Genomic DNA, 19245 nt, shown 5'->3' on the forward strand with positions numbered 1-19245 from the left:
CTCAGCCGAGCTGCGAGATCTTGTCCTTGAACAGCGTCGTCGCGATCGCCACCTTGTGCGGCTGCCCGCGCAGGAACGCCGTCGCGAACTTCTTGGCCTGCTCGTACGCGATCGTGCCGGGCAGCGGCGGCTCGTTCGGATCGACGTCGACGTCGACGAGCGCGGGACCGTCGAAGGCCAGCGCGCCCCGGATCGCCGCCTCCAGTTCGCCCGCGTCGGTCACCTTCCGGCCGAACCCGCCGCACGCCTCCGCCCAGGCCGCGAAGTTCCCCTCCGGCTTCTCGAACCGCACCCCGTGCTCGGGATAGCCGAGCACCATCTGCTCCCAGAGGATCTGCCCGAGCGAGTTGTTGTTGTTGACGACGACGGTGATCGGCCAGCCGTGTTGGGCGGCGGTGAGGAACTCGGCCATGAGCATCGCGAACCCGCCGTCGCCGACGAACGCGATCACCTGCCGCTTCGGGAAGGCGTGCTGGACGGCGTTGGCGTAGGGCAGCCCCGGCGCCATCGTCGCGAGGTTGCCGGAGAGGTAGAACTCGCGCCCGCCGCGGATCGTCCAGTGCCGCGCGGCCCAGGTGGCGATCGTGCCGGAGTCGCAGGTCAGCACCGCGTCGTCCGTGGCAGCGTCGTCGATGACACCCATGAGGTACTGCGGCGCGATCGGGGAGCGGTCCTTGTTCTCCAGCGCCTCCATGTTGGAGCGCCAGTCGCCCATCGCCTTCTGGTACTTCTCCAGGTGCGCGCGGTCGTCCCGCCGGGTCAGCATCGGAGCGAGCGCGGCCAGGGTCTCCTTCGCGTCGCCGACGAGGCCGGCCTTGATCGGGAGGCGCGCGCCGATCCGCGCGGGATCGGCATCCACCTGCACGACCTTGACCGCGTCGGGCGCGGGCAGGTGCTTGGTGTACGGGAAGTTCGTGCCGACCATGAACAGCACGTCGCAGTCGTCCATGAGCTCGGCGCCCGGCTTCGTGCCGAGCAGCCCGATGCCGCCGACCGCGAACTCGCTGTCGTCGGGGATCGCCGCCTTGCCCGGCAGCGTCTTGACGATCGGGGCGCCCAGCAGGTCGGCGACGGCGAGCAGCTCCTCTCGCGCGTGCAGAGATCCGGCGCCCGCGAGGATCGCGGGCCGCTCCGCGGCGGAGAGCACCTCGGCCGCCGCGCGGAGATCCTGCTCGCGCGGGATGCCGATCGGATACGCGCGTGTGGCCGACGTGGCCGGCGGCGTCGCGGGGGCGACGTGCTGATACGGGTCGGCATCCGCATCGGCGACCTGCACGTCGTTCGGCACCGTCAGGTGCGCGACACCGCGGCGGGCGTACGCCGTGCGGATGGCGATGTCGACGACGCCCGGCAGCTGCGCGGGGTTGTCGACGACGAGGTTGTACTCGGCGACGTCCTCGTAGAGGTGCTCGAGGCCGACCTCCTGCTGATAGCCGGTGCCGAGCACGCTGGTCTCCTGCGAGCCGGTGATCGCGAGCACGGGCTGGTGGTCGAGCTTCGCGTCGTACAGGCCGTTCAACAGGTGGATGCCGCCCGGCCCCGACGTCGCCAGGCACACGCCGATCCGCCCCGTCGCCTTCGCGTGCGCCGCGGCCATGAAGGCCGCGGCCTCCTCGTGGTGCACGAGCACGAACCGGATCGTCTTCGACCTCCGCAGCCCCTCCATGATCCCGTTGATGCCGTCGCCGGGAAGGCCGAACACGGTGTCGACCCCCCACTCGGACAGGCGCTCGATGAGGACTTCGGATGCGATGCGTGCCATTTCCCCAGCCTGCGCCCGTCTCGTGCCCATCGAGCGGGGTCGCGGAAAACCTTCAGCCACGAAACGACCTGGGAACTCGCCCGATGCCGTCGCGGCCGTCGAACGGCCTTCCTAACGTGGGAGCGTGCGGAGAAGATCGTGGTCCCGGAGCGGCACGCGCGAGGCCGTCCGTCTCGTCGAGGATGTCCGGCACGGCCGGTTCGAGCGCTCGCTCGCCGCGCTGACCGCCGCCGGCGCGCTCGTCACGGCGGGCGAGATCTACTTCGAGCACGACAAGGCGAGCTTCGGCAACCCGTGGATGTGGGTGCCGGTCGCGCTCGGACCCGTCGGCGCCGTCGCGGGCGTCGCCGGGGTCGCGAGCCGGCGGGCCGCCAAGATCGCGCTGCCGATCGCGGGGGCGGCGATCGTGGCGAACGGGCTGCAGGGCGTCTACCTGCACGCGCGCGGCATCCACCAGAAGCCCGGCGGGTTCCACAACCTCCGGTACAACCTCGAGATGGGGCCGCCCCTGCTCGCCCCGCTGCTGGTCACCATGGTGGGCGGGATGGCGATCCTGGCCGCCGTGCTGCGGCGCGAGAAGTGAGCGCGCTGCCCCTTCCGGAGCAGGACGGCGGCGGCCGCTACCCCGGGTTCCGCACCCTCGATCAGGGGCCGCACTGGGATGCCGTGACGCGCCGGACCGTGCAGCGCCGGCTCGATCCGCCCCGGCGCGTAGGCTTCTTCGACGACCACGAGCTCGCGACGTGCCGCGCCCTGGTCGACCGGCTGCTCGCGCAGGACGGCGAGCCGCGCATCCAGGTCGAGGTCATGATCGGCCAGCGGCTGGCCGCGGAGGAGACCGACGGCTGGCACTACGACGACATGCCGATCGACGCCGAGGCGTGGCGCCGGTCGATGGCCGGTCTCGACGACGACGCCCGGCTCATCGCCAACGCGGACTTCGCCGAGGCCACGGTGGCACAGCAGCGCGCCGTGCTCGGCGCCGTGCAGGACCTCCGGATGAGCCCGTGGCACGCGATGCCCGCGACGCACATCTGGGGCCTCTGGACCCGGTACGCCGCCACCGCCTTCTACGCGCATCCGTGGGCGTGGGACGAGATCGGCTTCTCGGGGCCCGCCTACCCGCGCGGCTACAAGAACATCGGCATCGGCAAACGGGAGCCCTTCGAGGTCGCCGACACGCGCGCCGACGAGGACCCGGTGGGCGCATGACCACCTGGACCGCGGAGGCCGCCGTGCGCGAGCGCAACGATTCCGCCTGGTTGCTCGACGAGCGCGGCGCCCTGCCGCACGGGCTGCGCCGCGACATGCGGCGGTTCGACGACGCCGACGAGGTCGACATCGCGATCGTCGGCGCCGGCGCGGGCGGCTCGACCCTGCTGCAGCGACTCGCCCGTGCCGGATGGCGGGGGGTCGCCTTCGACGCCGGGCCGTTCTGGGATCCGGACGCCGACTGGGTGAGCGACGAGGCGGGATCGCACACGCTGTACTGGACCGACCCGCGCGTCATCAGCGGCTCGAGCCCCGTGCCGCTCGGCTCCAACAACTCGGGGCGCGGTGTCGGCGGATCGATGGTGCACTTCGCGGGCTACGCGCCGCGGTTCCACCCGAGCGACTTCCGCACCGCGTCGGTCGACGGGGTGGGAGCCGACTGGCCGCTCGACTACGCCGAGCTGCGCCCCTACTACGAGCGGATCGAGGCCGAGCTGCCGGTCGCGGGTGAGCACTGGCCGTGGGGCGATCCGCACGGCTATCCGCACCGACCGCATCCGGTCGGCGGCAACGGCGAGGTCATGCAGCGCGGCGGTCTCGCGGCCGGAATCGACGTGCGGGTCGGACCCGTGGCGATCCCGAACGGCCGCTTCGGCCACCGGCCGCACTGCATCTACCGCGGCTTCTGCCTGCAGGGCTGCAAGGTCAACGCGAAGGCGTCGCCGCTCATCACGCACCTGCCCGACGCCCTCGCGCACGGCGCCGAGGTGCGCGCCGACTCGATGGTGACGCGGATCGGCTACGACGAGCGCACCGGCCTCGCGACGGGCGTGCACTACGTGCGCGACGGGGTGGAGCGGTTCCAGCGCGCGGCGCTGGTGGCGATCGCCGGCTACTCGATCGAGACGCCGCGCCTGCTGCTGAACTCGACCTCGCCGCGGTTCCCCGATGGGCTCCTCAACGACCACGACCTCGTCGGGCGGTACGTCATGGTGCAGGGCGCCCCGCAGACCGCCGGCCGGTTCTCCGAGGAGATCCGCATGTGGAAGGCGCCGCCTCCCGAGGTCAGCACCGAGCAGTTCTACGAGACCGATCCGTCGAAGCCGTACCAGCGCGGCTTCTCGGTGCAGACCGTCTCGCCGCTGCCGATCACCTGGGCCGAGCACGTGGCGGCGCAGGGCCATTGGGGCGCCGACCTGCGGCGCTACATGAGCGACTACCCGCACTGGGCGGTGCTGGGGTCGCTGTGCGAGTTCCTCCCGCTGCCCGGCAACCGCGTGACCCTGGCGTCGATGACCGACCGGTTCGGGATGCCCGTGGCCGACTTCCACTACGACCAGTGCGACAACGACCGGCAGCTGCTGGCGGCCGCGCAGGAGGTCATGGAGCGGATCCTCGAGGGGGCCGGCGCGACCGAGACGATGACCATCCAGCGCTTCGCGCACCTGGTCGGCGGCGCGCGCATGGGCGCCACCGAGCGCGACGGCGTCGTCGATCGCGACGGCCGCAGCTTCGCGGTGCGCAACCTCATGATCAGCGACGGCAGCATCCTGCCGACCCAGGGCAGCGCCAACCCGGCTCTCACGATCATGGCGCTCGCGGCCCGGCAGGCCGAACGCCTGCTTCACCCCTGATCCGGGTCAGGCGGCTCCGCCGAGCACGGTGAGAGCCGTGCCCCACCCGAAGCCGAGACCCGGGAGGCCGCCCTCCGGCAGGTCGATCGTCCTCGGGTGGTGCAGGTGGCGGCTCCACCACGCCGTTCCCGCATCGTCGGGCACGCCGATCACGGTGGAGTCCACATGCACGTCGCGCACCCGGCGCGTCCAGCCCAGGTCGGCGAGGAGCAGGTGGTCGGCGGCGGCGCCGTAGGAATCCGCTGCATCGAGGGCGGGCCTCTGGCGGTCGACCGCACCGGACATCGGGTCGACGCCCTCGGCATCCCACTGCGACGGGTCGTCGAGCGCCTCGCTGCGGAACAGGGGCGCCGAGGGCTCCAGCAGCACGAGGCGCGGGCAGTCCGCAACGGTCGCGGCGAGCGCCGCCGCGTAGAAGGCGCCGTAGCCGATGCCGATCACGCCGGCGAACTCGATGTCGAGCCCCGACGCCTCCCGCGAGGTGGGATCCAGGCGGCTCAGGTAGTCGCGCACGTCGGCGAGCCAGACGTCGAGATCCGGTTCGCCCTCGTAGCGATCGCTCGCGCCGTAGCCGGGCCGGTCGATGCCGATGATGCGCAACCCGCTGCGGTTGCTCGCGAGTGGATCCGGATCGATCGCGCCGGTGCCGGGAGCCGCATGGCACAGCACCGCGACTTTGGTCGACGCGGGCTCGCCCAGGCCGCTGATGCCGAGCCGGTGGCCGGACGCCACCTCGAACGTCATATGGGTCATGCCTCCACGGTGCGCGCATCCGGGCCGGGAGGACGCGTCCTTGCGCTGACACGCAGCTTCGCGAAGATGCGCGATTGCTGGGCGTCGTTCCGGCCGGGTTGCCGCACGGCGAGGGAACGAGGATCGTTGCGCCGGTCGCCGAAGGAGGTCCGCCATGGGCAGGTTGACCTACGACGGCACCATCGCCGTCGATTTCGACGATCGGGTCCTCGCCCACCTCCAGCTGGTCATCGGCAACAAGATGCGCCGGGGGGAGTCGTTCCACTTCAGCTGGCGCGATGAGGCGTCCATCGGCGACGGCCGCACGATCATCTGGATCCACCCCCGCGTCTCGATGGTCTACAAGTTCTTCGGAGGACGGAGCCCGGCGATCAACCGGGCGTGGGTCGACGACCTGATGGCCACCGCGAACTCGGCAGCCGGGCTGCACCTCGTGCCCGAACCGCCGCACCGCCCCGACTCCGACGAGGTGACGTGAAGCGCATCGACATCTATTACGGCGGCCGCCACTACAGCGTCGGCGGGCGTGCGCTCGCCGACCTGCGCGCCGAGATCGATCAGATCCTGAGCCGCGGCAGCGGATGGATCGAGGTCAACTACGGCGAGGGCTCGATGGCGCCGGCGCAGCTCCTGATCGCGCCCGGCGTCGGCATCGCGCTGCTCCCGGTCGCCGGTGACGAGTCCGACGGCGAGGCGTAGACGCCGAGGTGTCGAGCGGGAGCGTCCGGTGCGCTTGCTAGCCTGCGGGCGATGGACACCGATCGAGCGCCCGGTGACGGTCTGCTCGTGAGAACGGAGCGCCTGCTTCTGCGGAGGTGGCGGGTGGGCGACGCGCCCGTGGAGCACGAGCTCTGGGGAGAGCGCGATCCCCGTGTTCCCGCTCACCGGCGGATCACCTCGGATGGTCACCCGACCCAGGAAGAACTCGAGGAGCGGACCCGGCGCGACCAGCCGCCGCCGTCGCTCGGCATACTGGCGGTGGAACGCAGAGGCCTCCAGGGCGCGATCGGATACTGCGGCCTCATCGCCAACGCGTACGGGCAGGATGACGAGCCGGAGCTGGCGTACGAGCTCTTGCGGCGGGCATGGGGCCATGGATATGCGACGGAGGCCGCCCGCGGCGTGATCGGCTGGGCACAGGCATCCGGGCACCGGCGGCTGTGGGCCACGGTCCGCGAGTGGAACACCGCGTCGCGCCGCGTCCTCGCGAAGCTCGGCTTCGTCGAGTCGGGTCGTGTCGAGCCCGACGAGCTGCACGGCGACTCGATCTTCACGACGAGGGCGATCGCCCCGCCGGACTGACCCCCGGCAGGCTGGGCGCCTCCGGGGAACCCGCGAGCGGTCGCCGGCGCTGCGGTGCACTGGGCTCATGAAGGCGCTCACCTGGCAGGCCCCCCGCTCCGTCCGCACGATCGACGTTCCGGACCCCGAGATCCTGGAGCCGACCGACGCGATCGTCCGGATCACGTCGACGGCGATCTGCGGCTCCGATCTGCATCTGCTCGATGTGCTCGGACCGTTCCTCCACAAGGGCGACGTGCTCGGGCACGAGCCCATGGGCGTCGTGGTCGAGACCGGCAGCGCGGTGTCGAAGATCTCCATCGGCGACCGGGTCGTCATCCCGTTCGTGATCGCCTGCGGGGAGTGCTACCAGTGCCGGCGCGGCTTCACGACCCAGTGCGAGAGGACCCGCACGCCGGGTCAGGACACCGGCGCATCGCTGTACGGCTACACGGAGCTGTACGGCAGCGTGCCGGGCGGGCAGGCGGAGTACCTGCGGGTGCGGCTCGCCGACGCGAACGCGATGCGGATCACGACCGACCTCCCCGACGAGCGCTACCTGTTCCTGAGCGACATCCTGCCCACCGCGTGGCAGGGGGTGCAGTACGCGAACGTTCCGGAGGGCGGCTCGCTCGCCGTGCTCGGCCTCGGCCCCGTCGGGCAGCTGGTCTCCCGCGTCGGCCGCCACCTCGGCTACGACGTGATCGCGGTGGACCCGGTGCCGGAGCGACGGGCCATGGCCGAGCGGCACGGCGTCGCGACCCTCGACCTCGGCGACCGGCTGCGCGACGAGATCCTGGATCGCACCGACGGCCGCGGACCGCACGGCGTCGTCGACGCGGTCGGCATGGAGGCGCACGGCAACCTGGTCGCCGCGTTCAGCCAGCACGCCGCCGGCATGCTGCCGGATGCCATGGCCAAGAAGCTCATGAAGACGGTCGGCGCCGATCGGCTGGCCGCGATGATGACCGCGTTCGACATCGTGCAACGCGGCGGCACGGTGTCCATCAGCGGCGTGTACGGCGGTGTCGGCGACCCGCTGCCGATGCTCAACCTGTTCGACAAGCAGATCTCGATCCACATGGGCCAGTGCAACGTGCAGCGCTGGATCCCGCAGCTGTGGCCGCTCGTCGAGGACCCGGCCGACCCTCTCGGCGTCACGGACCTCGTGACCCATCACGGCTCGCTCGACGAGGCGCCGGAGCTCTACCTCACCTTCCGCGACAAGGAGGACGGCTGCGTCAAGGTCGTGCTGCACCCCTAGGGCGGTGGCCGGTCGGGCCGGCTTCGGCTCCTGATCGGCTCAGACCGCCTCGAGGATCAGTGCCGAGCCCTGCCCGCCGCCGCCGCAGAGAGCCGCCGCGCCGATGCCGGAGGCCCCCGGCTCGTGCAGCTGGCGCGCCAGGGTGCCCGCGAGCCGCGCTCCGGACGCCCCGATCGGATGCCCCAGCGCGATCGCGCCGCCGTGCACGTTGACGATGTCGGGATCGATCGCGAGCGCATCCACGGAGGCCAGTGCGACCGACGCGAACGCCTCGTTGATCTCCACACGGCCGAGCTCCGAGGCGTCGGCGCCGAGCTTCGTCAGCGCGGCCACGATCGCGTTCGAGGGCTGGTGATGCAGCTGGATGTCGGGCCCCGCCACGAGCGCGGAGCCCAGCACGCGCGCGATCGGCGTGGCGCCCGCCGCCGCCGCGGCATCCTCGCTCATGAGCACGAGCGCCGCAGCGCCGTCGGTCACCTGCGACGCGTTGCCCGCCGTGATCGTGCCCTCGGGGCGGAACGCGGGGCGGAGCCGGGCGAGCGTCTCGGGGGTGGTGTCGGGGCGCACGCCGTCGTCCTCGGCGAGGTTGGACCACGGCTCGATCTCGCCGGCGAGGAACTCGCGGGAGGCGGTGGCCCGCTGGTGCGAGCGGGCGGCCCAGGCATCCTGGGCGGCGCGGTCGAGGTGCAACCTGTCGTTGCCGGCCTCGGTCGACGCGCCCATCGAGACCTTCTCGAACGCGTCGGTGAGCCCGTCGTGGTGGAGCGTGTCGACGAGCTCGATGGCGCCGTAGCGGGTGCCGGCCCGGCCCGGGAAGGCGTGCGGGGCCAGCGACATCGACTCCATGCCGAGGGCGACCACGACGTCGGCGTCGCCGCGCTCGATGAGGTGCGCGGCCGCGATGACGGCCTCCAGCCCCGAGAGGCAGACGACGTTGAGCGTCATGGCAGGCACGTCGAACGGCACGCCGGCGCCGACGCCGGCCTGGCGCGCGGGGTTCTGGCCGGCGAGGCCCTGCAGCACCTGGCCGCCGATGACGCGCTGCACGGCATCCGGAGCCACTCCGGACCGCGCCAGCGCCGCCTTCACGGCGTGCGCGCCGAGCTCGGTCGCGGGCACCTTGGCGAACGCGCCCGTGTACTTCGCGAACGGGGTGCGGGCGTACCCGGTGATGACGGCGGCGGTCATGCGAGGTCCTCCTGGAAGGGTGCGCCGGTGAGCGTGCGGAGCTCGGCGGCGGTCTGATCGGGGGCGAGTCGGCGGAGCACGAGGCCGCCGGGGGCGACGTCGAAGACGGCGCGATCGGTGATGATCCGGTTCACGACGCCGACGCCGGTCAGGGGCAGGGTGCAGGTCTCGACGATCTTCGGCGTGCCGTCCTTGGCGACGTGCTCCGTGATGACGACGACGCGCGGGGTGCCGGCGACCAGGTCCATCGCGCCGCCCATGCCCTTCACGAGCTTGCCGGGGATCTGCCAGTTGGCGAGGTCGCCGTTGGCCGCCACCTGCAGCGCGCCGAGGATCGCGATCTGCACGTGCCCGCCGCGGATCATGCCGAACGACGTCGCCGAGTCGAAGATCGAGGCGCCCGGCAGCAGCGTGACGGTCTGCTTGCCCGCGTTGATGAGGTCGGGATCCTCGTCGCCCTCGACCGGGAACGGTCCGGTGCCGAGGATCCCGTTCTCGCTCTGCAGCGTGACCCGCACCCCCGGCGGCAGGTGGTTCGCCACCAGGGTCGGGATGCCGATCCCGAGGTTCACGTACTGGCCGTCCGCGAGCTCCTGGGCGGCGATCGCCGCCATCTCGTCACGACTCCACACGAAGGGTCCTCTGCTCGATCTGCTTGTCGGCGGGATCGGCCGCGACGATGTGCTGCACGTAGATGCCGGGGGTGTGGATGTCGTCCGGCCCCAGGTACTCCCCCTCCGGCAGCACCTCGTCGGCCTCCGCGACCGTCACCCGCCCGGCGGTCGCGACGAGCGGGTTGAAGTTGCGCGCCGTGAGCCGGTAGCGGAGGTTCCCCTCGAGGTCGGCGCGATGCGCCCGCACGAGCGCGAGGTCGGCGACGATCCCGCGCTCGAGGATCGCCCGCACCCCGTCGAACTCGGCCTCCGGCTTGCCCTGCGCGATCGGCGTGCCCACCCCGGTCGGCGTGTAGAACGCCGGGATGCCCGCGCCCCCCGCCCGCAGCCGCTCGGCGAGCGTGCCCTGCGGCACGAACTCGACCTCGAGCTCGCCGTCGAGGTACTGCTGCGCGAACAGCCGGTTCTCGCCGACGTACGACGAGAGCACCTTGGCGACCTGCTTGTTCTCCAGCAGCAGGCCGAGCCCCTTGCCGTCGACGCCCATGTTGTTGCTCACCACGGTCAGGTCGCGCACGCCCGTCTCGACGAGCGCCCGGATCAGCGTGCTCGGGTTGCCCGAGAGGCCGAAACCGCCGACCGCGACCGTCATGCCGTCGCGCGCGATCGCCTGGATGGCGTCCGCGGCGCGGGGGACCAGCTTCGTCATCGCACTCCTTCGGGCCGACGACTCGACGCTAACCCCGCCGGCCGCACCCGGCTCCGGTTCGCCCGCGCGATGGCGCGACTGGGCAGTGTGTGCTCACAATATGAGCATGGCGGGGACCCAGCTCATCGGCCGCACGACCGCGATCCTGCGGCAGGTCGGAGCGAGCGCGTCCGCCGGCGTGAGCACGTCGGAGGTCGCGGCCGCGACCGGGCTTCCGCGCTCGACGGCGCAGCGCGTGCTCGCGGCCCTGGCCGCTGACGGGTTCGTCGACCGCGACACGGCGCGCGGCCGCTGGTACCTCGGCCCGGAGATGTTCCTGCTCGGCGCGGTCGCCGCCGAGCGCTACGACGTCACCGCCACCGCGCGCCCCGTCGTGCGGGCCCTGTCCGAGCGCACCGGCGAGAGCGCCTTCCTCTCCGCCCGGCGCGGCGACGAGACGGTCTGCCTGATCGCCCAGGAGGGCAGCTTCCCGCTGCGCTCGCACGTGCTGCACGAGGGCATCCGGTTCCCCCTCGGGGTGGCCTCCGCCGGCCTCGCGATCCTCGCCCACCTGCCGCCGGCCGAGTCGGACGCGTACACCCGCCGCGAGGGGCCGCGGCTCGAAGCGTCCTACGGGGCCGCGCACGCGATCCGGCCCCTGCTGGCGCGCATCGCCCAGACCCGGCGACTGGGCTACGCGGTCAATCCGGGCCTCATCGTCGCGGGCAGCTGGGGCCTCGGCGCCGCCGTCTTCGACCACGACGGCGCGCCCGCGTGGGCGATCAGCCTCAACGGCGTGGAGTCACGGCTCGCGGGCGAGCGCACCGCGCAGCTGGGCGTGCTGCTGCTCGAGGCGGCGCACACCCTCTCGAGACGCCTCGGCGACGCCCGACACGCCTAGCCTGCTCCACGCCCTCACCAGACGAACGGCACCAGGCGGTACCGGATTCTCGCGAGGTAGCGCCGGTACGGCTCGCCGATGCCGTCGGCCAGCATCCGCTCCTCCACGCGGATGCGGTTGACGAGTCCGGCGAGCGGGATCCCGACCGCGAGCGCGAGGGCGAGACCGTTGCCCAGCATCAGGCCGAACCCGACGAAGACGAGCGCCAGCCCCGTGTAGGACGGATGCCGCACGACCGCATAGGGCCCGCGATCCACGACCTGCTGCTCGTCGCGCACGCGCACCTCGACGGTGAACGACCGGCCGAGCACAACCACCGACCACCAGCGCAGGGCGAGTCCCGCCGCCATGAGGGCGGCGCCGATCACGAACAGCGGCAGCTGCCCGGGCAGGGTGAGCGTGGTGACGCGACCGGCGACGACGGCTCCCCCGCCGAGGCCGAGCACCAGCGCGACGACGAGCAGGATCAGGCTGCCGCGCTCGGGTCGCGTGCCCGACCCGGCGGAGTTGATCGACGAGCGGATCCGGATGACGACCTCGCCCAGCGCGAGCAACCCGACCAGCACATCGAAGACGATCCGAGGCGCGAGCTGGCTGTAGGCGATCGGGACCACGCGACGACGCTACGCCGCGGGAGCGCACGCGTCATCCGGGGTCAGTGTGCCCGTTCGCGCACGTCGAAGCCGAGCGCCGTCAGGACGCGCACGGCACCCGAGCGGCCGCCCTCGAAGTCGCCGGGCTCCAGGCGGGTGCCGGTGGCGTCCGCGTAGGCGGCCCCCAGGATCGCCTTGGGCGGGTAGGTGCGGTCGTCGACGACGAGGTCGTAGGTCGTGGTCGGCCCGAAGCCGGCCGTGCGCAGGAACTCCTCCGCGCCGAGGCGGTCGTAGTCGGCGAGCGCGGTGCGGACGTGGTCCGGCGTGACGGGCGTCCAGTCGATCGAGTGTGTCATCGCCTCTAGCGTCGCGCGGCGCGCATGCCGGACGCAAGGGCGGTGGCGGCGACCACGGCCCCCGCGGCGCCGATCGCGGCGGCGAGCCCGCGGTGCTGCTGCGCCCAGGTCTGCGGGGTGAGGGCCTTGGCCCGATCGTCGAAGGCGCCGTGCGCGCCGTGGTCGCCGGGCACCGGCTCCCACAGATTCGGCGGCAGCATCGGCTCGTGCAGCGACGGGTCCTCCTGCGCGAACCCGGACTTCAGCGCGAGCCGGTCGGCGAGCCGCGCCGAGAGGCGCGTGCCGAGGATCGTCGCGACCGTCGCCTCGCCCACCCAGGTGCGCCGGCGCGGTCGGTCGGCGACGTCGGCGAGGATCGCGGCGCACACCTCCGGCTGCAGGATCGGCGGCACCGGCTGCGGGTGGTGCCGCAGCAGGTTCTTCACCCAGTTGAACTGCACGGTGTTCATCGCGGGCATGTCGACCTGCGAGATCCGCACGTCGGACCCCCGGTGCTCCAGCTCGACCATCACCGACTCGCTGAGGCTCTTGATCGCGTGCTTCGACGCGCAGTACGCCGACTGCAGCGGGATGCCGCGGTGCGCCAGCGCCGACCCCACCTGGATCACGTGTCCGCTCCCCCGCGGCTCCATGCGCCGCACGGCCGCGCGCGTGCCGTTCGCGAACCCGAGGAACACCACCCGGATGACCCGCTCGAAGTCGGCCGGCTCGATCTGGTCGAACGGGCCGAAGACCGACACCATCGCGTCGTTGACCCAGAGCTCGATCGGGCCGAGTTCGGCCTCGACGCGGTCGGCGGCCGCCTCCACGGCATCCGTGTCGGCGACATCGACGGTGACGCCGATCGCCCGCACGCCGCGTTCGCGCGCCTCGGAGGCCGCGGCCTCGACGCCGTCCGCTCCGCGGGCGAGCACCGCGACATCCCAGCCCCGGCCCGCGAGCTCCCGCACGATCGCCCGCCCGAGTCCCGCGCTGCCGCCCGTCACCACCGCCACACCTCTGCCCATGCTCCGAGCATTCGCCCGCGGGTGCGCTGCCGGGTCACCATCGCAGCCGCCTCTCAGCGGCGTCGGCGGCGGCCTGGCGACCGGCCGACGCACATCGCGGGGCGCTCCGCACGCCCCCGAAGGCCATCCCGCCCGACGAACCTCAGTGGCGCGCCTGGAGAATGCGTCGACGCAGGACGGTGAGCACGATGCCGCTCGCGAGCAGGCCGAGCGCAAGACCCGCCGGCACCGTGCTCACTCCCGTCGCTGCGAGCGTCCCGGTCTGAGTGGGCGACGACGATGGGCCGCCTGTCGTCGACGATCCGCCCGTCGCCGAACCGCCGGTGCCTCCGCTCCCGCCCGTGCCGTCGGTACCGCCACCGTCGCTCGAGGATCCTCCCGTGGTGTTCGTGCATCCGGCCGGACGGGTGACGAGGTTGGAGTGAAGATTCACCGCGCCGGTGCTGGCCAGCAGGCGTCCGGCGATGGTGGCGTCGGTGTCGGCGGTGATCGTGGCCCCGGCGAGGATCGTTCCGACGAAGGTCGAATCGCTGCCGAGCGTCGCTGAGCTCGGCACCACCCACCACACATTGCACGAGGTGGCACCACCGATCATCGAGACGACGCTGCTGCTGCCGGTGATCAGCGTGCTCGCGGCTCGGAGGATGAAGACGGAGTCGGCGTCGCCGTTCAACACCAGCGTGCCGGACAGGGAGAGCGCGGCGCCGTCGTAGACGCCCGGCACGAGCGTCAGCCCGGCGAGATCCACCGGCACGTTGCCGGTGGAGGCGCGGCTGGACGCGTCGCCGGTGGCGGTGGTCAGATCTGCCTGAGCCTGGACCGCGACGGGATCCGCGACGTGCGTCGTGCCCGCCGTGACGGTGCCGGGTCCGAAGCCCGTGACCGATGAGCCGGGGCTGAGATCGAGATCACCCGAGACGATCGTGGGCCCCGTGTTGGTGACGGTGGAGCCCGCCAGCACGGCAACCTGCTCGTTCGTCAGCATCCCGACGGGAGCCTCGGCCGCCATGGCCGAGCCGACCCCGGTGACCAACGCCAGGGCCGCGGCGAGCGGCACCGCCAGCGCGGCGATACGGAGTATGGACGTGGAGTTTCCTGCGGCCATGACGGCCTCATCTCGCATGGGCTGCGACGAACTCCAGCGCGAAAGGGTAGAACCCCCGTTCTACCTTCCCTTATTCCGAGGTATACACGCCAAGCGGCCGATTCCCTAGCGATCTCCCCGAACGGGGGGCGCCGTTCGCCGGTATCTCTGCGGTTACACCTTGCTGCGCCGACGCGTGACCGCTCGCCGGAGCAGGCCGATGACGAGGGTGGCGACGAACAGGATGATGCCGATGATGGCCAGCCAGACGAGGCCCTTGATCGCGAACCCGACCACAGACAGGATCGCCCAGAGCACCAGCAGCACAATGACCAGGATCAGCATTCCTGCACGGTAGCCACGGCACCGGCGAGCACGCGTCATCCCACAGTCAACGCTCGGGCGAGGCGAGACTCGGTCACGAGAGCTGCAACGCCGCCCACAGCTCGGCCCGCCCCGCGAAATCGTCGAGGTCGAGTCCGATCGCCGACCCCAGCCCGGCCATGCGCGCCCGCAGGGTGTGCCGGTGGATGCCGAGCTCCTTCGCCGCCGGATCCCACGCCCCGTTGTGGCCCAGCCACACGCGCGCAGCGCCCAGCAGCTCGTCGACGTCGCCCGCCGGCCGATCGCGCAGCGGTTCGAGCAGCCGCCGGGAGGCCTCGCGGCCGCCCGAGCGGGCGAGCAGTCCGATCATCCCGTCGGCGGCCAGCTGGTCGAAGCGCTGGAGCGCGCCGGACCCCCCATCGGCGACCGCGGCGGCCGCGCGCTCGGCCTCGGCCAGCGCCGCTCGCAGCTCGCCCCATCCCGCCGGACCGGACGCGCCTGCGATGGTGCGGTGCCGGCGCAGGACGGCGGCCAGGGCATCGAGCCGCGCGTCGGGGACGAGCAGCACGAGCCGATCCCCGTCGAGCGCGAAGAACGGGCCTCGCCCGCGTTCGGCGTCGAGTTCGAGCTCCTCCACGAGCAGCCGCCGTGCGGCGCCGGCAGGGGCGACGACGACCCGCACCGGCTCGGCGGGCAGAGGGCTGCCGAGCAGCTGGGCGCTGCGCGCCGCGACGTCGACGCTTCCCGCGAGCAGCAGGTCGAGCACGCCCGCGCGCAGGCTGCGGCGCGCGTCCTCGAGGGCGCGGCTCTGCTCGAGCGCGATCGAGGCGAGCGCGATGACGCTCGCGACGAGGTCGGCGCCGGCCTCGTCGAGCGGCGCGGGGTTGCCGATCGCGAGCACGCCGCGCAACCGGTCGCGACGGCCGAGGGTCTGCAGCGTGACCTCCCCGCCGGCCGTCGAGATCCGCCCGCCGCGCCGGGTTCCGGTGCTGAGCGCCCGCCGCACCGCGTGCTCCACGGCACCGCCCAGCTCCTCCGGGATGCGCCGCTCGGTCGGGATCGCGACCCGCTCCCCCGCGGCGTCGAACAGCGCCACCCACCCGTCGAGGCGATCCTCGAGCTCGTGCAGGATCGCGCTCAGCCCGTCGACGCGCAGCGCGGCCCGCGCGATCGCCCGTTGCGCGTCGAGCAGCCAGTCGAGCCGCTCACGCTGGTCGGCGGCGATCGTGTCGGCGACATGCCGGATGATCGCCATGAACGGCGTGCGATCGGCGACCTCGATCAGCGGGAAGTCCCGTCGGCGCGCCGCGTCGACGAGCGCCGGCGGCACCTCGTCGTGGATGACGGAGGTCGCGAACCCCAGCGCGCGCACCGACGCGCCGGCGAGGCGCTCGACGTAGGCGTCGGCGGCATCCCGCCCCGGATGCCGCCGGAAGTATCCGCCGTCGGTCAGCAGCAGCTGGCCGGGCTCGAGCCACGGGGTGGGGTCGGGCAGGTCGGAGCTGTGGGCCCAGGCCAGCGGCTCGTCGAGCACGGCGGCATCGATCGGCGGCACGATGAGCCGCAGGTGGAAGCGCGCGGTGTCCAGCAGCGTGCGCAGCGTCGCGGCCATGGGCACCCCTTTGCCAGTTCGTCGAGGATTATGCCCACGTTAGCCAGATCGGCATACCGGCGCAGCCGACCGGCGGAGGATGATCGAAGCGCGACGACGCCCCGAGGAGGCACCCGTGACCGACGTGATCCGCGACGTGAGCACCAACGCCGAGGTGAAGGCGCTCGACCGCGCGCACGTCTTCCACTCGTGGTCGGCGCAGGGCGCGCTCGACCCGATGGTCATCGCAGGCGGCCGCGGCTGCGAGGTCTGGGACTTCGACGGCAACCGCTGGCTCGACTTCTCCAGCCAGCTCGTCAACGTCAATATCGGGTACCAGCATCCGGCGGTGGTGGCGGGCATCAAGGAGCAGGCCGACCTCCTGACCACGATCGGCCCGTCGACCGCCAACGCGACCCGCTCGGAGGCGGCCCGCCGCATCCTGCAGCACGCGCCCGCCGGCTTCTCGAAGATCTTCTTCACCAACGGCGGCGCCGACGCCAACGAGAACGCGATGCGCATGGCGCGGCTGTTCACCGGCCGCGACAAGATCGTGTCGCACTACCGCAGCTACCACGGCAACACGGGCGCCGCGATCGTCGCGACCGGCGACTGGCGCCGGATGCCGAACGAGTACGCGCGCGGCCACGTGCACGTCTTCGGGCCCTACCTCTACCGCTCCGAGTTCTGGGCGACGACGCCCCAGGAGGAGTCGGCGCGCGCGCTGCACCATCTCGAGCGGGTCATCCAGGCGGAGGGCGCCGACACCATCGCCGGCATCCTGCTCGAGACCGTGCCCGGCACCGCGGGCATCCTGGTGCCGCCGCCCGGCTACCTCGCGGGCGTGCGCGAGCTGGCCGACCGGTACGGGATCGTGCTGATCCTCGACGAGGTCATGGCGGGCTTCGGCCGCACCGGGCACTGGCTCGCGCTCGACCACGACGGCGTGGTGCCCGACCTCATCACCTTCGCCAAGGGCGTCAACTCGGGGTACGTGCCGGTCGGCGGCGTCATGATCTCCGACCCGATCGCGCACCACTTCGACGAGCGCGTGTTCCCGGGCGGGCTCACCTACTCGGGGCATCCGCTCGCGGCCGCCAGCATCCTCGCCACGCTCGACGCGATGGAGGACGAGGGGATCGTCGACCACGCCGCGCAGATCGGGCGCGATCATCTCGGCCCGGGTCTCGCGACGTTGCAGCGCACGCACGACGTGATCGGCGAGGTCCGCGGCCTCGGCGCGTTCTGGGCGGTCGAGCTCGTCGCCGACCGCGCGACGCGGGCGCCGCTGCCGGCACCCGATATGGGGCGCCTCAAGAAGGCGCTGCTCGACGGCGGGCTCCTGCCGTTCGTCCAGGACAACCGGCTGCACATCGTGCCGCCGCTCGTCATCACTCCCGCCGAGGTCGACCGCGGCCTCGGCATCATCGACACCGCGCTCGGCGCGCTCTGACCGCTCCGGAGGAGACCATGACCGACACCCTTTCCCGCACGAGCACGGCATCCGTCGACCACTGGATCGACGGGGCCCCGCACCCCTCGACCTCGGGTCGCACCGCCCCCGTCTACGACCCCGCGCTCGGCGCCGTGACCAAGCAGGTCGCGCTCGCCTCCGAGGAGGAGGTCGACGCGGCCGTGCTCTCGGCCGCCGCGGCGTTCCCGGGATGGCGCGACACGTCGATCGCGAAGCGGCAGGCCGTCATCTTCCGCTTCCGCGAGCTGCTCAACGAGCGCCGGGACGAGCTGGCCGAGATCATCACCTCGGAGCACGGCAAGGTGCTCTCCGACGCGGCCGGCGAGATCGCCCGCGGGCTCGAGATCGTCGAGCTGGCCTGCGGGTTCCCGCAGTTCCTCAAGGGCGAGCACTCCGAGAACGTGTCGACCAACGTCGACGTGTACTCGATCAAGCAGCCGCTCGGCGTCGTGGGCATCATCTCGCCCTTCAACTTCCCCGCGATGGTGCCGATGTGGTTCTTCCCCGTCGCGATCGCGGCCGGCAACACGGTCGTGCTGAAGCCCAGCGAGAAGGATCCGTCGGCGGCCAACTGGATCGCGGCGCTCTGGACCGAGGCCGGCCTGCCCGACGGCGTCTTCAACGTCGTGCACGGCGACAAGGTCGCGGTCGACGCGCTGCTGAACCATCCGGAGGTGCGTTCGATCTCGTTCGTGGGGTCGACGCCGATCGCGCAGTACATCTACGAGACCGCGGCGAAGACCGGCAAGCGCGTGCAGGCCCTCGGCGGCGCCAAGAACCACATGCTGGTGCTGCCGGATGCCGACCTCGACCTGGTCGCGGACTCCGCGGTCAACGCGGGCTTCGGCTCCGCGGGCGAGCGGTGCATGGCGGTGTCGGTCGTCGTCGCCGTCGACCCCGTCGCCGACGCCCTCATCGCGAAGGTCAGGGAGCGGATGGCGGGGCTGCGCGTCGGCGACGGTCGCAGGAACCCCGACATGGGGCCGCTCGTCACGGGCGAGCACCGCGACAAGGTCGCCGGCTACATCGACCTCGCGCTCGAGGACGGCGCCGACGTCGTCGTCGACGGCCGGGGCGTGGAGGCCGACGGCGCGCAGGACGGGTTCTGGCTCGGCCCCACGCTCATCGACAACGTGCCCACCTCATCCCGGGTCTACAGCGACGAGATCTTCGGACCGGTGCTGTCGGTCGTGCGCGTCGCCACCTTCGAGGAGGGCGTGGAGCTCATCAACACCGGTCGGTTCGGCAACGGCACCGCGATCTTCACGAACGACGGCGGCGCCGCGAGGCGCTTCCAGAACGAGATCCAGGTCGGCATGATCGGCATCAACGTGCCGATCCCCGTGCCGGTCGGCTACTTCAGCTTCGGCGGATGGAAGCAGTCGCTGTTCGGCGCGAGCAAGGCATACGGCCCGGCCGGCTTCGACTTCTTCACCCAGGAGAAGGCGATCACCCAACGCTGGCTCGACCCCTCCCACGGCGGCATCAACCTCGGCTTCCCCCAGAACGGATAGCGGGC

The 19245-nt window shown here is 72.3% G+C and carries 21 protein-coding genes; 10 read left to right on the forward strand and 11 right to left on the reverse strand.

Features of this window, described 5'->3' with window-relative positions; translation table 11 throughout:
- Nucleotide 1: 1 nt before the first annotated feature.
- Nucleotides 2–1762: a thiamine pyrophosphate-dependent enzyme gene (locus ABD285_RS01275; protein WP_344199615.1), complete on the reverse strand. Its 1761-nt coding sequence runs from the start codon at nt 1760–1762 to the stop codon at nt 2–4.
- A 124-nt stretch (nt 1763–1886) separates the two neighbouring features.
- Between ABD285_RS01275 and ABD285_RS01280 the strand changes: the two genes are divergently transcribed.
- The 3 genes from ABD285_RS01280 to ABD285_RS01290 are packed head-to-tail and all read left to right on the forward strand — an operon-like array spanning nt 1887 to nt 4608.
- Nucleotides 1887–2345, forward strand: coding sequence for a hypothetical protein (locus ABD285_RS01280; protein ID WP_284253455.1), 459 nt, complete (start codon nt 1887–1889; stop codon nt 2343–2345).
- Entirely contained in the window at nt 2342–2974 is a 633-nt protein-coding gene (locus tag ABD285_RS01285; protein WP_284253456.1) for a gluconate 2-dehydrogenase subunit 3 family protein, read from the forward strand. The genes ABD285_RS01280 and ABD285_RS01285 overlap by 4 nt, the downstream gene beginning before the upstream one ends.
- The gene (locus ABD285_RS01290) at nt 2971–4608 is read left to right on the forward strand and encodes a GMC family oxidoreductase (protein ID WP_344199619.1); all 1638 of its coding nucleotides are present in this window, start codon (nt 2971–2973) and stop codon (nt 4606–4608) included. The genes ABD285_RS01285 and ABD285_RS01290 overlap by 4 nt, the downstream gene beginning before the upstream one ends.
- A 6-nt stretch (nt 4609–4614) precedes the next feature.
- Here the strand turns inward: ABD285_RS01290 and ABD285_RS01295 are convergent, their stop codons facing one another.
- Nucleotides 4615–5361, reverse strand: coding sequence for an alpha/beta fold hydrolase (locus ABD285_RS01295; protein WP_284253459.1), 747 nt, complete (start codon nt 5359–5361; stop codon nt 4615–4617).
- Between the two features lie 154 nt (nt 5362–5515).
- Between ABD285_RS01295 and ABD285_RS01300 the strand changes: the two genes are divergently transcribed.
- From ABD285_RS01300 to ABD285_RS01315, 4 genes are all read left to right on the forward strand, one after another.
- The gene (locus ABD285_RS01300) at nt 5516–5839 is read left to right on the forward strand and encodes a DUF7882 family protein (RefSeq protein ID WP_344199623.1); all 324 of its coding nucleotides are present in this window, start codon (nt 5516–5518) and stop codon (nt 5837–5839) included.
- Nucleotides 5836–6060 (forward strand): hypothetical protein, encoded by a 225-nt coding sequence (locus tag ABD285_RS01305; protein WP_284253460.1) that lies wholly within the window; start codon nt 5836–5838, stop codon nt 6058–6060. The genes ABD285_RS01300 and ABD285_RS01305 overlap by 4 nt, the downstream gene beginning before the upstream one ends.
- Before the next feature lie 51 nt (nt 6061–6111).
- Nucleotides 6112–6663, forward strand: a complete 552-nt coding sequence (locus ABD285_RS01310) for a GNAT family N-acetyltransferase (protein WP_284253462.1) — start codon at nt 6112–6114, stop codon at nt 6661–6663.
- 67 nt (nt 6664–6730) lie between these two features.
- A complete protein-coding gene (locus ABD285_RS01315) occupies nt 6731–7906 on the forward strand; it encodes an alcohol dehydrogenase catalytic domain-containing protein (protein ID WP_344199626.1) in 1176 nt (391 codons plus the stop codon).
- A gap of 39 nt (nt 7907–7945) precedes the next feature.
- Here ABD285_RS01315 and ABD285_RS01320 read toward each other — a convergent pair whose 3' ends face one another.
- The 3 genes from ABD285_RS01320 to ABD285_RS01330 are packed head-to-tail and all read right to left on the reverse strand — an operon-like array spanning nt 7946 to nt 10417.
- A complete protein-coding gene (locus ABD285_RS01320) occupies nt 7946–9094 on the reverse strand; it encodes an acetyl-CoA C-acyltransferase (protein ID WP_344199629.1) in 1149 nt (382 codons plus the stop codon).
- The gene (locus ABD285_RS01325; RefSeq protein WP_284255627.1) at nt 9091–9708 is read right to left on the reverse strand and encodes a 3-oxoacid CoA-transferase subunit B; all 618 of its coding nucleotides are present in this window, start codon (nt 9706–9708) and stop codon (nt 9091–9093) included. The genes ABD285_RS01320 and ABD285_RS01325 overlap by 4 nt, the downstream gene beginning before the upstream one ends.
- Before the next feature lie 4 nt (nt 9709–9712).
- Nucleotides 9713–10417 carry a CoA transferase subunit A gene (locus ABD285_RS01330; RefSeq protein ID WP_344199632.1) on the reverse strand — a complete coding sequence of 235 codons (705 nt, stop codon included), beginning with the start codon at nt 10415–10417 and terminating at the stop codon, nt 9713–9715.
- Between the two features lie 106 nt (nt 10418–10523).
- On the opposite strand from ABD285_RS01330, the gene ABD285_RS01335 reads away from it, so the two are divergent.
- Nucleotides 10524–11297 (forward strand): IclR family transcriptional regulator, encoded by a 774-nt coding sequence (locus tag ABD285_RS01335; RefSeq protein WP_284253464.1) that lies wholly within the window; start codon nt 10524–10526, stop codon nt 11295–11297.
- A 14-nt stretch (nt 11298–11311) separates the two neighbouring features.
- Here ABD285_RS01335 and ABD285_RS01340 read toward each other — a convergent pair whose 3' ends face one another.
- The 6 genes from ABD285_RS01340 to ABD285_RS01365 form a co-directional block, all read right to left on the reverse strand.
- Nucleotides 11312–11911 carry a methyltransferase family protein gene (locus ABD285_RS01340; RefSeq protein ID WP_284253465.1) on the reverse strand — a complete coding sequence of 200 codons (600 nt, stop codon included), beginning with the start codon at nt 11909–11911 and terminating at the stop codon, nt 11312–11314.
- 41 nt (nt 11912–11952) lie between these two features.
- A complete protein-coding gene (locus ABD285_RS01345; RefSeq protein ID WP_284253466.1) occupies nt 11953–12246 on the reverse strand; it encodes a ScoMcrA-related endonuclease in 294 nt (97 codons plus the stop codon).
- A gap of 5 nt (nt 12247–12251) precedes the next feature.
- The gene (locus ABD285_RS01350; protein ID WP_344199635.1) at nt 12252–13253 is read right to left on the reverse strand and encodes an SDR family oxidoreductase; all 1002 of its coding nucleotides are present in this window, start codon (nt 13251–13253) and stop codon (nt 12252–12254) included.
- Between the two features lie 142 nt (nt 13254–13395).
- Nucleotides 13396–14358, reverse strand: coding sequence for an ice-binding family protein (locus ABD285_RS01355; protein WP_284253469.1), 963 nt, complete (start codon nt 14356–14358; stop codon nt 13396–13398).
- Between the two features lie 153 nt (nt 14359–14511).
- Complete coding sequence (locus tag ABD285_RS01360; RefSeq protein WP_284253470.1) at nt 14512–14682, reverse strand: hypothetical protein; 171 nt, start codon at nt 14680–14682, stop codon at nt 14512–14514.
- A 73-nt stretch (nt 14683–14755) separates the two neighbouring features.
- Nucleotides 14756–16273 (reverse strand): PucR family transcriptional regulator, encoded by a 1518-nt coding sequence (locus ABD285_RS01365; RefSeq protein ID WP_344199640.1) that lies wholly within the window; start codon nt 16271–16273, stop codon nt 14756–14758.
- 124 nt (nt 16274–16397) lie between these two features.
- Between ABD285_RS01365 and ABD285_RS01370 the strand changes: the two genes are divergently transcribed.
- The gene (locus ABD285_RS01370) at nt 16398–17705 is read left to right on the forward strand and encodes an aspartate aminotransferase family protein (protein ID WP_425564955.1); all 1308 of its coding nucleotides are present in this window, start codon (nt 16398–16400) and stop codon (nt 17703–17705) included.
- Between the two features lie 17 nt (nt 17706–17722).
- Nucleotides 17723–19240 carry a CoA-acylating methylmalonate-semialdehyde dehydrogenase gene (locus tag ABD285_RS01375; RefSeq protein WP_344199643.1) on the forward strand — a complete coding sequence of 506 codons (1518 nt, stop codon included), beginning with the start codon at nt 17723–17725 and terminating at the stop codon, nt 19238–19240.
- The last annotated feature ends 5 nt before the right edge of the window (nt 19241–19245 follow it).

It is taken from the genome of Pseudolysinimonas kribbensis (genome assembly GCF_039531715.1).
GTDB classification, from domain to species: domain Bacteria; phylum Actinomycetota; class Actinomycetes; order Actinomycetales; family Microbacteriaceae; genus Pseudolysinimonas; species Pseudolysinimonas kribbensis.